12 protein-coding genes are annotated in these 14,035 nt (G+C 40.4%); 8 read left to right on the top strand and 4 right to left on the bottom strand.

Annotated features, from left to right (window positions below; all coding sequences use genetic code 11):
* Positions 1–4: 4 nt before the first annotated feature.
* Together FAY30_RS03645 and FAY30_RS03640 are read right to left on the bottom strand one after the other, a co-directional pair.
* On the bottom strand, positions 5–1,108 hold the full coding sequence (locus tag FAY30_RS03645) for an extracellular solute-binding protein (protein WP_149868605.1): 1,104 nt from the start codon (positions 1,106–1,108) through the stop codon (positions 5–7).
* Between the two features lie 15 nt (positions 1,109–1,123).
* Entirely contained in the window at positions 1,124–2,320 is a 1,197-nt protein-coding gene (locus FAY30_RS03640) for an ROK family transcriptional regulator (RefSeq protein ID WP_149868604.1), read from the bottom strand.
* Positions 2,321–2,664: 344 nt separating this feature from the next.
* On the opposite strand from FAY30_RS03640, the gene FAY30_RS03635 reads away from it, so the two are divergent.
* From FAY30_RS03635 to FAY30_RS03620, 4 genes are all read left to right on the top strand, one after another.
* Positions 2,665–5,169, top strand: coding sequence for an NEW3 domain-containing protein (locus FAY30_RS03635; RefSeq protein ID WP_149868603.1), 2,505 nt, complete (start codon positions 2,665–2,667; stop codon positions 5,167–5,169).
* Between the two features lie 161 nt (positions 5,170–5,330).
* Complete coding sequence (locus FAY30_RS03630) at positions 5,331–5,921, top strand: guanylate kinase (protein WP_149868602.1); 591 nt, start codon at positions 5,331–5,333, stop codon at positions 5,919–5,921.
* Between the two features lie 419 nt (positions 5,922–6,340).
* Positions 6,341–6,724, top strand: a complete 384-nt coding sequence (locus FAY30_RS03625; protein WP_149868601.1) for a MarR family winged helix-turn-helix transcriptional regulator — start codon at positions 6,341–6,343, stop codon at positions 6,722–6,724.
* Positions 6,725–6,736: 12 nt separating this feature from the next.
* Positions 6,737–7,945 (top strand): MFS transporter, encoded by a 1,209-nt coding sequence (locus FAY30_RS03620; RefSeq protein ID WP_149868600.1) that lies wholly within the window; start codon positions 6,737–6,739, stop codon positions 7,943–7,945.
* Between the two features lie 51 nt (positions 7,946–7,996).
* On the opposite strand, the gene FAY30_RS03615 is transcribed toward FAY30_RS03620, so the two are convergent.
* Complete coding sequence (locus FAY30_RS03615) at positions 7,997–8,815, bottom strand: VOC family protein (protein WP_149868599.1); 819 nt, start codon at positions 8,813–8,815, stop codon at positions 7,997–7,999.
* Between the two features lie 116 nt (positions 8,816–8,931).
* On the opposite strand from FAY30_RS03615, the gene FAY30_RS03610 reads away from it, so the two are divergent.
* The 4 genes from FAY30_RS03610 (at position 8,932) to FAY30_RS03595 (ending at position 12,879) form a co-directional block, all read left to right on the top strand.
* Positions 8,932–9,117 carry a hypothetical protein gene (locus FAY30_RS03610; protein WP_149868598.1) on the top strand — a complete coding sequence of 62 codons (186 nt, stop codon included), beginning with the start codon at positions 8,932–8,934 and terminating at the stop codon, positions 9,115–9,117.
* A 132-nt stretch (positions 9,118–9,249) separates the two neighbouring features.
* On the top strand, positions 9,250–10,695 hold the full coding sequence (locus FAY30_RS03605; protein WP_149868597.1) for a DEAD/DEAH box helicase: 1,446 nt from the start codon (positions 9,250–9,252) through the stop codon (positions 10,693–10,695).
* A 290-nt stretch (positions 10,696–10,985) separates the two neighbouring features.
* Positions 10,986–11,948 (top strand): LacI family DNA-binding transcriptional regulator, encoded by a 963-nt coding sequence (locus FAY30_RS03600; RefSeq protein WP_149868596.1) that lies wholly within the window; start codon positions 10,986–10,988, stop codon positions 11,946–11,948.
* 136 nt (positions 11,949–12,084) lie between these two features.
* Entirely contained in the window at positions 12,085–12,879 is a 795-nt protein-coding gene (locus FAY30_RS03595; protein WP_149868595.1) for a Cof-type HAD-IIB family hydrolase, read from the top strand.
* 339 nt (positions 12,880–13,218) lie between these two features.
* Here the strand turns inward: FAY30_RS03595 and hpt are convergent, their stop codons facing one another.
* On the bottom strand, positions 13,219–13,746 hold the full coding sequence (hpt, locus tag FAY30_RS03590; RefSeq protein ID WP_149868594.1) for a hypoxanthine phosphoribosyltransferase: 528 nt from the start codon (positions 13,744–13,746) through the stop codon (positions 13,219–13,221).
* Positions 13,747–14,035 lie beyond the last annotated feature (289 nt).

Raw genomic sequence — 14,035 nt, 5'->3', positions numbered from 1 at the left:
CTTCCTATTGTTTGATTTCTTTTGCACCACTCTTGATGTTTTCATCCCAATACTTCATCCAGCCGTCGCTTTCTTTTTGGAAGACTTTCCAGTCGATATCCATCTTTTTAATTTCCGTTTCGGTAATCCACGCAGGAAGGTCTTTCACGTCTGTTCTAGTTGGGATTCGGTAAAATTCCTCTGCCAACAATTTAGCGGCTTCAGGTGTGTTGACAAATTCATAGAATGCTTCGGCAGCTTTTGGATGCGGCGCATCCTTTACAACAGCAATTCCTTCAGTCAAGACTGGCGTTCCGCTTTTTGGAACAATAAATTCAAATGGATAATTCTTGTTTTCCTTCAACATAACCACATCCGGCATGGCCCAGACAGAGATGACGCCTTCGCCTTTAGCGACTTTGTTGTACATCATTTCAGGGTTAGCAGAATATTCCTTTGTATTTGCGTCCAGCTTTTTCAACCAATCATACCCTTTTGCTGGATCATTAGAGTCTTTGAAATCACGGTAAATCATCGCGGAGAAGATGGTTCTCATTGTTCCAGATGCCAGCGGGTATCGGATAATGATTTTATCCTTCCATTTCGCATCCAATAATTCATCCCAATCCTTAGGCGCATCTTCCTTTTTAACCTCTTTGCTGTTATACATGATGACTTCAGGTGTTTGACTTGTTCCGGACCAATTCCAGTCAGCATCGTGGAAGCCTGCGTCCAAACTATCTGCATAGGATGGCTTATACGGTGCTAAAAGGCCCTCGTCCTTTGCTTGGTCAAAGTTTACGGAAGGTGCCCCCCACCAAACATCTGCCTGCGGATTATTTTTTTCAGAGCGAATCCGGTCAAGCACCTCTTGTGAACCCATGTCGAGCCATTCAACATCTACATTGTATTTCGCTTCAAATTGTTGTTCGAATTTAGAAAGGATGTCTTTTCCGTGTGGTGAATAAACGACAATTTTCTCTTCAAGTTTTGCTTCGTCTTTCTTGTCGGCCGGTTTCTTTGAAGGTGTGTTAGAAGTTTTTTCAGCATCCCCGCCACAAGCGGCAAGCAATAGGGATGCGGATAACGTTAATGCTGTAATAATCGATACTTTTTTCTTATTTTTCACAAAAAGTCCCCCTCTTTAAGAAAAGTTAATGATGCTTTCATGTTCCCGTAAAAATAATGAAACGGCTCCCAATACACCTGCATTCTCTCCTAACTGTGAAACTTTCAATTCTACTGAACTAGGAAGATAGTGATCCACAATTTCACGCAGTTTAGGTAAGATGAATTCAGATGACTTTAACACACCACCTCCCAAAATAATAACCTCAGGATTTAATAAACTAGCGGCATTAATAATTCCATAGGCTATATGCTCAATCGCCTCATCTATTACTTTAAGGGCAATTTTGTCTCCTTTTTTTGCCAGTACAAACGCTATTTCACCTGTCAGTTCTCCTGATTTAGCTTGATCGTATAAGGGATGGTCAGGATGCTGCTGTACTACTCTTGTGAGTTTGTCACCAATCGCTTTCCCGCCCGCGACACTCTCTAAAAAACCGTAGCGGTGAAAAATTGGCTGAAATTCATTTTTCATATCGTTTTTATCCGTTACCATATACCCCATTTCACCCGCGGCATTGGAGGATCCTCGATAGAGCTGATTATGAATAATAATTCCACTCCCAATGCCAGTGCCAATAGCAATGAACAATACATTTTCCTTGTGTTTGGCATTCCCAAGCCATTGCTCTCCAAGCGCAGCCACATTGACATCGTTATCCACATAAATTGGAAAGGACAAATATCGTGCAGCTTCTTTGATGAAAGGGTACCGGATCCAATTTAAGCTTGGCGCTTCGACGACGATTCCGGTCGTTTCTGTTATTCCAGGAACTCCTGCGCCCATTCCCAAAATCTTTTGCGGATCAATGTCATTCTTTTGGATCATCACGCTAATTTCTTTTGCCACTTTCTTCAATAAACCAGTGTGTACGTACTGCTCCGTTTGAAAACTGCTTGCAGCGACGATATTTCCATTTAAATCGCTGATGATGATTTTTACTTTTGTACCACCGATATCTGTACCGATGATATAAGCTGCTTTTTCATTAAAATACAAATGAATCGGTCTTCTGCCTCCTTGTGAGGTGGATTCGCCAATTCCTTTTTCAAACACCCACTTTTCCTGGATCAGTTCATCGACTAAGAATGAAACAGTCGGTTTACTAATTTTCATTTTCCCAGCAATTTCTGACCTTGAGATTGGGGCATGTTCCAAAATACATTGCAATATTCTTTTTTTGTTTTGAACTTTGTTCTCGTTGGTACTCATTGCATCACGGCCTTAATCATTTTGTTGAGTTAGTTAGTTTCAATAATTAACTAAAATATAACCCAAATAGAAACCGTTTACAATATATATTTTAAATAATTCGACTTTTCCTATTTTATCTACTTCTAGTCTAATATAACTACACTGCCATTGCCTATAGGACTAAATAACTGTTTTAATTTTCTGAATATGGAGAGTATTTACTTTTCTCGCTCCAGGTGTTAATTATTAAGTGTAGGAGATTTCTCCCGTTAGTTAAGTAATTTAACTAACCTATTAACAACTATTGTCAAAAGGAGGGTGTAAGTTAGAATTTATACTAAAAATTGAAAGGGGTTACAAAGGTGAAAAAGTTCTTTCTTGGATTACTTTCCACTTTATTAGTTGTTTCACTGCTGCCATTTAGCGGAAATGCTGCAAAGGCACAGGAGTCCGATGTTGATCTCTGGAATGCTGTCAAACCTCTCGAAACGACGGTTACGTTTCTAAATACCGGCGCCCATCCTGATGATGAGCGAAGTGATTTTCTGGCCTATTTATCCAGGGGGCTCGGTGTTAAAACATCAAGTCTAATCGGTAACCGCGGGGAAGGCGGTCAAAATGAAATTGGTGATGAATTAGGAAATGGTTTGGGCATCATCCGCTCGAGAGAAATGATTGAAGCGGCTAAGATTACTGGCGTTAAAGCCTTCCATCTTAGTGAAACCACATCTGATGCCATCTATGATTTTGGTTTTTCCAAAAGCCCTGAAGATACATTAGCACAATGGGGCGAGGACTTAACATACGAGCGGCTTATCCGCTTTATCCGTACGTATCAGCCGGATATTGTTATGCCTTCATTTCGAAATGTAGATTCCCAGCACGGTCATCACCGCGCAATGGAGATCCTGTCTGAACGCGCCTTTAAAGATGCAGCAGACCCAGCTATTTTCCCTGAACAGTTAAAAGAGGGCTTATCTGTCTGGCAGGTGAAAAAACTGTATTTACCTGCAGAATCAAAGGAACAGACAGAAACGTCTATTGAAATTGGGATGTTTGATCCCATTTACCAAATGTCTTATCCACAGTTAGGCGAGCAGTCCCGCTTTATGCATAAAAGCCAGGGAATGGGCAATAACATCCCTGTCGCACCGAGACAGATCAATCTAGAATTACTTTATAGCGCTGTTGGAGACAATGCCGAACTTTTCGCTGGTGTTCCTTACAATTTTAAGGAGTGGTCACAGCAGCTTCCGAAAACTGAAAATGATCTAAAAGTTCACTTTACAAAGCTTCAAGGCAAATTAGACTCGATTGTTTCTGCCTATCCAAGCAAGGAGCAGGTATTTGAGCAGTCACAGAGCACATTAAAAGAAGTGCGCAACTTACAGAACAAAACAAAGCAATCCAAGCTTTCCGCAGCGTTAAAAAATGATTTGCTTCATAAACTTTCCATAAAAGAAGAACAGCTGCAAACAGCAAGCTTTACAGCTTCACAACTGGATGTCAGCGCCTCTTCGGAATTCAACATCCTGACAAAAGGGCAAACAACAAATGTAACTGTAACCCTTAAAAATAACGGAAAACAAAAACTGCACAATGTCAGTGCTGATTTATTGGTTCCAGAAGGCTGGAATATTACCTCAAAGAATAAAACAACTCATTTGGCACCGGGAGAATCTAAACAAATTTCCTATCAAGTAGTCGTTCCGGAGGATGCCGAGTATTACCATGCCTACAAAACACCGGCCATTCAAGCAGCTGTCACCTATGAATCCACTGGAACAAAAACAAGCCAAATCAAAGATCTAAACGGTACAATCGCTGTTCTTCCGGATGTTGGTCTTACCTTATCCCCTGAAGATATTGTCGTGAATACGGCAGATATTCAGGAAGCCATCCCTGTTACGGTAAAGGTGAAAAACTACCGTGACGGTGCGGCTCAATCATCTGTTGCTTTAAAGGCTCCGGAGGGCTGGAAGGTCTCCCCAAGTAATGCAGAGGTGACATTCAGCAGCCAATTGGAAGAAAAGTCTATCGACTTTACCTTAGCACCACCGAAGGATATTAAAGCGGGTGATTTTAAAATTGCTGCGGAAGCCGCGGTTAATGGCAAAACCTTTAATTCAACTGTTCAAACCATCAATTATGACCATATTGGTACTTTCTATTACGAGTATCCTGCACAGGTGAATGGTGTGGCCTTTGAACTTTTAAAGAATGATAGTCTAAAAATTGGTTATGTGGAAAGCGGATTTGATAAAGTCGCAGACTATCTCAATAACGCTGGACTAAATGTAACAAAACTGACGGAGGCTGATTTGAAAACAGCTGATTTAAGTCAATACGATAGCATTGTTGTTGGAATTCGTGCCTACCTTTCACGGGCTGACTTAATCGCCAATAACGAACGTCTTAAAGAATATGTTTATAATGGCGGGCACTTAGTCGTTCAATACCATAAGCCGGGTGATGGCTGGAACAAAGATACGACAGCTCCGTATCCATTAACAATTGGAAATCCATCCATCAAATGGCGGGTTACAGATGAGAACGCAAAAGTAACGGTATTGCAGCCTGACTCCCCTCTTTTCAACTATCCGAATAAGATTACCGATAGTGATTGGGATCATTGGATCCAAGAAAGAGGATTATACTATCCAATGGATTGGGATAACCATTACGAAACATTTGTAAGAATGAATGACCCAGGTGAAGACCCATTCGATGGCGGGATCCTCATGGCGAAATACGGGCAAGGAACGTACCTATATACAAACCTGGTATTCTATCGTCAAATCCAAGGTCAAGTGCCAGGCGGCTACCGTATTTTCACAAACCTAATTAGCTATGGTGCCAGTAACTAATTGAAACAGACAGTCCCTCGATTTTTTACCGCAGGGACTGTTTTCTTTCTAATAATAGATTATTAGGATGTTGTTTTGATATAATGATAATAGATCCCCTTCACTTCCAGTCAACGTCTCCGCAGATAAGAGGGGTATAAAAAACCAAAAGGAGGCCCCCTATGTATCAAATCAAAGGAAAAGAAAAAATCTTCGTTTACACAGGTCCCGATGGCTCTGGAAGAAAAACGATTGCAAAAATGGTTGCTACCGCGTTTGATATGGAAACCGTGCTCTCTTACACTACCCGTTCCCCCCGGCATTATGAAAAAGATGGTGAAGATTACCACTTTGTTACGGAAGAAGCCTTCAAGCAGCTGCAAGCAAATCAGGAGTTTCTTGAAAGCGTCGAAATTGACGGCATTCATTATGGCATTCGTGAGCAGGACATCGTTGAAGCCTTCCAAAACCATGATTACGTTTATCTGACTCTCAATCCCGAAGGAACCGAAAAGTTAAAAACAATGTATGGGGATGGAGTTGTCCGTATTTTCGTTTATGCCAATCGGGACACAGTAATTCAAAGGCAGAAAGACCGGCAAGATGATGATGAGGTAATTGAGCGCCATTTGTCCCATTATGATGAAATCATGGGCTATAAAAGCAGCTGTGAACATGCGTTTGAAAACTTTGATTCTCCGCAGGTCGCATACCAAGTCAGCGAATTAATCGAAACCTTTTTAGACAGAGACCTTACAGTAACGGATTATTGAGAGAAAAGCGAAAGCGCCCTGGTCAGCGGCGTATGGCCTGGAGCGCTCCAACTGAGATAAAGGAAACACGAAGAGCCGGAGGCGATTCGATGTTGACTTATCGTAGGGCGGAGAGCGAAGGACATTAGCCGCTAGGGCGCTGGAGCTAGACAATTCTCAAAGTTGAAATTTATACTTTTATAATAAGTATAGGCGGACAGTGCCAATCACTGTTCGCCTTTTTTCGTACTTATAATTTAAACGATCGTTTTTGTAAAGCTTATTAGTGTTTTAGCCTTTTTCATCATGTAATGGACATATGATGTTCAAATATGTTATATTATATTAGTTACCTTAGCTAACTATTACCCGAGGTAACTATTTTAATAAAAGAGGTGTTTGCAATTAAGTCTTCACAAAAATTCTTTCACCAATTTTTGATGCTATACAGGCCATTTGAAAATAGGCTGAATATCCATCTCGCTGAACATCAGCTATACAGGGCGCAGTGGACCATTTTGTACTATTTAGCAAATTTCGGAACGGCTACGCTTGTGGAGCTATCCCATTATATGAGTGTCGAAAAACCGACTGTTACTAGAACGATTAGCCGCTTGGAAGAGCTAGGATATGTAGAGCATGTTCCTGGAAAAGACAAACGTGAAAAAAGAATGCAGCTTTCAGAAATGGGAAGGCATGTGTATAAAGATGTCCGTGTGACAATTGACCAATTCGAACAGGAAATTCTAAAAGGAGTCTCGGAGGATGAACAAAACGAAGCCATCCGGATTATGGGAAAAATACAGAAGAACATGACAAGATAAGGGGATATGAAAATGAATCAATTCAGACCTAAATTATGGACAAAGGATTTTATCATCGTATCCACGATTAACTTTTTAGTAACTATCATCTTTTATTTATTAATTGTGATTATTGGCAAGTATGCTGTTGATCAATTCCATGCTTCTACAAGCCAGGCTGGACTTGTTACAGGAATCTTTATCATCGGGTCATTAATAGGAAGGCTTTTTACCGGACGCTTTATAGAGTTGCTTGGCCGCAAGAAAACGTTATACATTGGTCTAGTGTTTTTTATTTTAACAACCCTATTATATTTAGTAAATATAAATATTAGTGTTCTGCTTATTACCCGATTATTGCACGGTATTGCAGCCGGAATGGTTGGGACAGCCACGGGAACCATCGCAGCCCAAATTATTCCGGCAACCCGAAAAGCCGAAGGAATCGGCTACTTCAGCATGAGTGCCGCACTTTCTACCGCAATTGGTCCGTTCATCGGCCTTTATATGACTCAACATTCGGATTTCCATTCGATTTTTATTTTCTCAGTTGCCTTAGGCGTTATCAGCTTTATAACCTCGATTTTTGTATATGTGCCAGTATTAGATGGAAAAGTACAAGCAGCTGAAAATAAGGGCTTCAAGCTTTCACACTTTATTGAGCCAAAGGCACTGCCAATTGCCATTGTCACTCTTGTAATCGCCTTTTGTTATTCAAGTGTTCTCTCTTATATTAATTTCTTTGCAATTGAAATTAATCTCGTTGGGACTGCTAGCTTTTTCTTCCTTGTGTATTCAATTGCCGTATTACTTTCACGCCCATTCACAGGCCGCTTGATGGATGTGAAAGGTGCCAACTATGTTATGTATCCGGCCATTATTATCTTAGCAGCCGGTATGATAATACTAAGTTCGGTAAACACAGGCATTACATTGCTTATTGCCGGCGCCCTAATTGGCCTTGGATTTGGTAATATCCAGTCCAGTACCCAGGCCGTTGCGGTTAAATTAACACCTCCGCATCGTATGGGATTAGCCACTTCAACCTTTTTTATTTTCCTTGACGCAGGACTTGGTTTTGGACCCTATTTACTTGGATTCATTATCCCAGTAACGGGCTACAGTAAACTATATGTCATTCTCGGCCTTGTTGCACTGGTATCTTCCGTGCTCTACTACTTTTTACATGGTAAGAAGGAACATACTGCAAAAGCGAAAATCAATCCTTCAAATGCGGTTTAACTATTTGAAAAATGACGAACAGTTTGTTTCACTGGTTCGCCATTTTTCCTTCTAAAACTGATTGAATCTCCAAAATCCATTCATCATTTCAAAAATTTTGCTTTGCCCTTTCCCGGTCAGGTTTACTAAGAAAGGGATTTCCCCTTTTTCTTGTAACACCGTTGCGGCAATTCCCTCGCCAAGTGGTGTACAAAACAACAGCTTCGTTCCAGCCAATTCTAGTTTCCTGCACCTCGCATTAATCGAGGCATCTACAAATCCTTCTCCCTGTTTAAGATCCAATAATCTTCCCCATGTGGATAAAGTTTGCTCCAAGTTATGAACAACAAAGCAGACACTCTCAAACTGCAGATTTCCCGCGGGATGTGACCCGACCAATCCCAGTTCCTCAAATTCTAAGAGTCTCTCTTCGTCTGATTTTTCCCATTGAATGAAAAATGGCAGTTCCAGCTCGTTATCCGCAGCCTCCGGGAAAAGCAGTGACCATTTTATCACTTGTCCATCCGCTCGCATCCGTTCACCGGGAAGCGGGCCATAAACGGTAAATCCTTCTTCTTTAAGCTTTACAGCCAGCTCATCTATATGATCTGTACGAATGGCAATCCTAGCAGGCCCCTCCTGCTTCTGCCCTTCAAGTTGCTCCACAATATGCGTAACCAGACGGTTCTTTTCCTGTTTTTCCGCCACCAGTAAATTTTCAATTCCTAAAAATTCAATATAACTTAAATCAAAATAGGACAGGGTATTGTATGTACCCCAAAATTCATGACGACCGCCATTGAAAGCGTGGATTCCTCTTTGCTTTAAAAGAGGAATGGCCTCGTCAGGGTTTTTGGAAAAAAAGACCAAATGATCAAAGGAAAATGACATGTTAAGACTCCTTTCTTTACTATCGACTGCATGAAGATTTCCGGACAATTTGCATAAGACCGGCTTGAAGTAAATATGATTACAATAAGCATTCTATACAAAGGGGTTGTTCTTCAATGGCCGTTTTTAATAAAATCGCATTATTTTTTGTTATTTTGTATTCTGTCATCATTATTATAAATACTTATCTAGGCGAAAGTGAACGGATTCAATCCAATGTTATGTACTTTTTTATGAATGGGTTTGCCTATATTGTTTCAGCCATAGAAGTTGAAAAGGAAAAACAAATTGTGAGGCTATAGTTCTGGTTGCTTTCACATATTGATACGGATTTCCTGTATAATGAATCCTATTCCGCTTTTGCATATGATATTTCTTTAAGAGAAATCCTATAGATAAGTCGAATAATAATATTAAAAAAATGAGGTTCCTACATGAGTGAAAGAAGTTTTGGAGAATACCCTTTAAGCAATGAAATCACAAGAGCGCTTTCGGTGTTAAAATACGAAGCGCCTACAGAGGTTCAACGGGAAGTGATCCCTTCAGCGTTGAAAAAGAACGATCTTATTGTAAAATCCCAAACTGGGAGCGGCAAGACAGCAGCCTTTGGGATCCCTATATGCGAAATGATAGAATGGGAAGAAAAAAAGCCACAGGCCTTAATTCTCACTCCTACTAGGGAGCTTGCGGTTCAAGTTCGCGAGGATATGACGAATATTGGCAGGTTTAAACGAATTAAAGCAATAGCCGTTTATGGGAAAGAACCTTTTTCGAAGCAAAAGGAAGAACTGAAGCAAAAAACCCATGTAGTCGTGGGGACACCAGGGCGTGTCATTGACCATATCGATAGAGGAACGCTAGATTTAGGTCAGGTTCAGTATCTTGTAATCGACGAAGCGGATGAAATGCTGAATATGGGTTTTATCGATGAAGTAGAATCAATAATAAAAGAACTTCCATCCAACAGAGTCACTATGGTCTTTTCCGCTACATTGCCGAAAGATGTTGAAAGTCTCTGCTATAAGTATATGAAAGAGCCCTTTCATATTGAGATTGAAGCAACTGGGATTACTACGGATACAATTGAACATCGATTAATCGATGTAAAAGATGAAGAGAAGCTTTCTGTGCTTAAAGATGTTACTATCGTTGAAAACCCTGACAGCTGTCTAATTTTTTGCAAGACGAAAGAACACGTTGAAACGGTATACGCTGAATTGGACGCATCCAACTATTCATGTGAAAGACTTCATGGAGGGTTAGAACAACAAGATCGGTTTGCCGTGATGGACGGATTCAAAATGGGGAATTTCCGATACTTGGTGGCCACCGATGTTGCTGCACGGGGGATTGACATTGATAACGTGACACTTGTGATTAACTATGACGTACCGATGGAAAAAGAAAGCTATGTCCACCGCACAGGCCGAACCGGACGAGCTGGAAATAAAGGAAAGGCCATTACGTTTGCTACACCTTATGAAGAAAAATTTGTTAAAGCAATTGAAAGATATATTGGCTTTGAGATTCCTTCAGTAGAGGCCCCAAAACCACAGGAAGTTGCTGCAGGAAAAGCTGCTTTCGAAGAAAAAGTCAGCGGCCGCCGAGTAGTCAGAAATAATAAAACGGCCCGCATCAACCAAGATATCATGAAACTCCATTTCAGCGGCGGCAAAAAGAAGAAGATTCGTGCGGTCGATTTTGTTGGGACCATCGCGAAAATTCCGGGAGTAACAGCTGAGGATATCGGCATTATTACGATCCAAGACCATTTATCCTATGTGGATATTCTAAATGGAAAGGGCTCATTAGTGCTACAAGCCATGGAGAAGGCCACAATCAAAGGAAAGCGACTAAAAGTCAGCATAGCAATAAAATAGAAAAGCGCAAGCGCCCTGGTAGAAAAGGTGCCTGACACCCAATGCAATTATGCATATGGTGTCAGGCACCTTTATTTCTTTTTGGGAATATACTGAAAGATTTCTTTTGTTTCGAAGCTGTCAACTAAACGGTTTAGCCAGTCATAGTAAACTTCTCCAAGTTGAAGCCGGCCCTATGTGGACTGGCGTTGCTGACAGAAGCTTCGTTTCGGATAGTTTGGGTCAGCTTTCTTTTTCTTCATACCTTTATAGACTATAATCGATATAACCTGATTAAAAATGGTGATCAAATGACAAACATTAGAGAATTAGCCAAAATCGCCGGTGTTTCGGTTTCTACAGTATCACGAGTTCTTAATAACCATCCGTACGTAAGTGAGGAAAAAAGGAATGCCGTATTGGCTGCCATTAAGGAGAGTAACTATCAGCCAAATATTAATGCCATTCATTTAAGTTTAGGGAAAACTTTTCTAATCGGTGTGGTTGTCCCCTTTATCGACCATCCTTACTTTGCTCTTTTACTTAAAGGGCTGGCGATCGAAGCATTGGAACACAACTATAAGCTGGTGCTAATTCAGAGCAACTACGAAGAAGTTAGAGAGTTGGATGCATTAAAAATGCTTAAGCAAAAGCAGATTGATGCGTTAATTATTTGCTCCAGAATCTGCGGCTGGTCAACAATCGAAGAATTTACACCGTTTGGTCCGATTGTTTTATGTGAAGATACAAGAGGAAAAGATGTTTCCTCCACCTATGTCGACCACTATAAAACATTTATTTTTGCATTAGAATACCTGTTTCAAAAAGGCCATCGAAAAATTGGCTATAGTATTGGCCGTAATACAGGATCGAATAGTAAATTTAGAGGAATGGCTTTTAAGGATTTTGCGAAAGATTTTCAACTGCCGTATGAACCTGACTATATTTTTGAGGAGTGCCTTTACTTCGAGGATGGTGAACGGGTAATCTCGCGGATCAAACAAATGGCTGATCCCCCCACAGCCTTGTTGATTACAAGTGATGATGTTGCAGCCGGGGTCGTCACCTGTGCCCAGCGGCAAAATATTTCAATTCCTGGTGACCTCGCTCTCATCGGTTTTAACAATCAGCCCATTGCCAAAATGATGAATATTACCACGATAGAAATTCCACTGGTGGAAATGGGACGGAAGTTATTTTTACAAGGAATTGTTGAAACCGGAGTCACTTATCAGGAAATTCCAGTTAAATTAATTGAACGTCAAACGGTATGAAATATAGGGCAAAACCCCTTGACCTGAAACGCGTTTCATAAATTATGCTATTTCTGTAAGACGATACAACACCAAGTCGGCGTGATCAGAATCCTGAGCGTAACGACGGTGTTGTATTATACGGAGGTGCAGAAATATGGAAAAATCAATTGTGTTTTTTGATATTGACGGGACGCTATTAAATGAAGAAAAGAAAATTCCAGCTTCTACGAAAAGAGCTGTCCAATTGCTTCAGGAAAAAGGGATTCATACTGTTATTGCTACTGGACGTGTTCCGAATATGTTTTACTGGATTCAAAAGGAACTAAATATTGATTCCTATGTATCGATGAATGGACAATACGTGGTATTTGAAGGGAAAGAAATTTATTCTAACCCGATTGACCCTAACATGCTGCAATCTCTTTCGACGATGACAGCAAAAAAAGGGCATGCCTTAGCTTTCTGCAGTCATCTTGATTATAAGGTTAGCCAAAGCAATCATCCTTACATCGAGGAGGGGTTTGATTCATTGATGATGCCCTATCCGGAAGTGGATGAAAAGTATTATACTCATTCGCCCATTTATCAAGGACATCTTTATTGTAATCCGCAGGATGCTCAAGTGTACTTTGACCAATTCCCTGATTTCAGTTTTGTGAAATGGGATAGCAATGCCTATGATATCCTTCCTAACGGCGCGTCAAAAGCGGTCGGTATCCTCAAAATGCTGGAGATCTTAGACATAGAAAAGGAGAACAGCTTTGCATTTGGCGATGGGTTGAATGATTTGGAAATGCTGAAAATGGTTGGAACAGGCGTTGCGATGGGAAATGCCGTGCCAGAAGCAAAGGCTGCAGCAGATGTGATTACAACCTCCTCTTCACAGGACGGGATTCTAAATGGTCTTATTCAAGTTGGACTGTTGGAGAAAGACTTAGCGTCAGCGTAAATGATTTGTCACTTATAAAATACGATATTAAAGATATTTCAAGCAAAAATTCAATTAGGTAAAAGTGATGAAGGGGCGTTTCTCTTGAATTGCCGATGAGTTTTGCCCTTTATATGGCCGATGAAGGACTTTTCACTCGAATTTCCGATGAATTTTGTCCTTCATAAGGCCAATGAAGGACTTTTCACTCGAATTTCCGATGAGTTTTGTCCTTCATATGGCCGATGAAGGACTTTTCAACCGAATTTCCGATGGTTTTGTCCTTAATAAGGCCAATGAAGGACTTTTCAACCGAATTTCCAATGAGTTTTGTCCTTCATAAGATTATTAAAAGAAGCCTTAACACTCTTCAACCGTAGCAATATAAGGTAGATTTCGATACATTTGTGCATAGTCAATCCCGTAACCCACTATAAATTCATCCGGAATAACAAACCCAGTATAATCTGCTGTCAATTCCACTCTTCTTCTTTCCGGCTTGTCTAACAATGTGCAAATTTTTATTTGCTTTGGTTTATGCATGCTTAAATGGTCTCTTAAGAAATGCAAGGTTAATCCGCTATCAATAATATCCTCCACTACAACCACATTTTTATTTGTTATATCAGTATCTAAATCCTTCAAAAGCTTTACCTTTCCAGTTGTCTCCGTCTGATTACTGTAGCTGGAAACCGAAATGAAATCGACTTTTATATCTCCCTTCATTTCTCGAATCAAATCAGCTGCAAAGACAAAGGACCCTTTAAGAACAACAATAAGGTAGATTGGTTCATTGTTAAAATCCTTTTCTATTTCTTCTGCAAGCTTCTTAACCCTCTGCTTAATTTCCGTTTCTGAAATCATCTGATCTTTGATTCTGTATGTCATGATTCTTCCCTCTTTCCATTCACTCTAAAAAACTAGTTCCTTTACTGTTTTAAACAAAAGCAGCTATACTTCCACTTGATTTCTCTATCTTGGCAGATTTATCAGCAAATATCAAACAGATTAATACACCATACCATGGATAATTTCGAGCAGAGTCTTATATTACATAATTGGGGGGAAGTGCGTCGTAGTTAGTTGTTGGCATGGGAATTAAAGACAAAATGCATGTTCCTTTCGCTGGAAATGTCTTTAAGAGCCCTTATTAAAGACAAACCATATGTTCTTACCG

Origin of the sequence: Bacillus sp. S3, from assembly GCF_005154805.1 — a bacterium.
In the GTDB taxonomy this organism is placed as follows: domain Bacteria; phylum Bacillota; class Bacilli; order Bacillales; family Cytobacillaceae; genus Neobacillus.
The sequence above is the reverse complement of the archived record's forward strand: the minus strand, read 5'-3'. Positions and strand labels throughout refer to the sequence as shown.

Coding starts and splice junctions, on each gene's coding strand:
- FAY30_RS03615 (WP_149868599.1), bottom strand. CDS start 8,815: ATGTCATTTTCCTTTGATCATTTGGTCTTTTTTTCCAAAAACCCTGAC.
- FAY30_RS03595 (WP_149868595.1), top strand. CDS start 12,085: ATGGAAAAATCAATTGTGTTTTTTGATATTGACGGGACGCTATTAAAT.
- FAY30_RS03605 (WP_149868597.1), top strand. CDS start 9,250: ATGAGTGAAAGAAGTTTTGGAGAATACCCTTTAAGCAATGAAATCACA.
- FAY30_RS03630 (WP_149868602.1), top strand. CDS start 5,331: ATGTATCAAATCAAAGGAAAAGAAAAAATCTTCGTTTACACAGGTCCC.
- FAY30_RS03640 (WP_149868604.1), bottom strand. CDS start 2,320: ATGAGTACCAACGAGAACAAAGTTCAAAACAAAAAAAGAATATTGCAA.
- FAY30_RS03610 (WP_149868598.1), top strand. CDS start 8,932: ATGGCCGTTTTTAATAAAATCGCATTATTTTTTGTTATTTTGTATTCT.
- FAY30_RS03620 (WP_149868600.1), top strand. CDS start 6,737: ATGAATCAATTCAGACCTAAATTATGGACAAAGGATTTTATCATCGTA.
- FAY30_RS03600 (WP_149868596.1), top strand. CDS start 10,986: ATGACAAACATTAGAGAATTAGCCAAAATCGCCGGTGTTTCGGTTTCT.
- hpt (WP_149868594.1), bottom strand. CDS start 13,746: ATGACATACAGAATCAAAGATCAGATGATTTCAGAAACGGAAATTAAG.
- FAY30_RS03625 (WP_149868601.1), top strand. CDS start 6,341: ATGCTATACAGGCCATTTGAAAATAGGCTGAATATCCATCTCGCTGAA.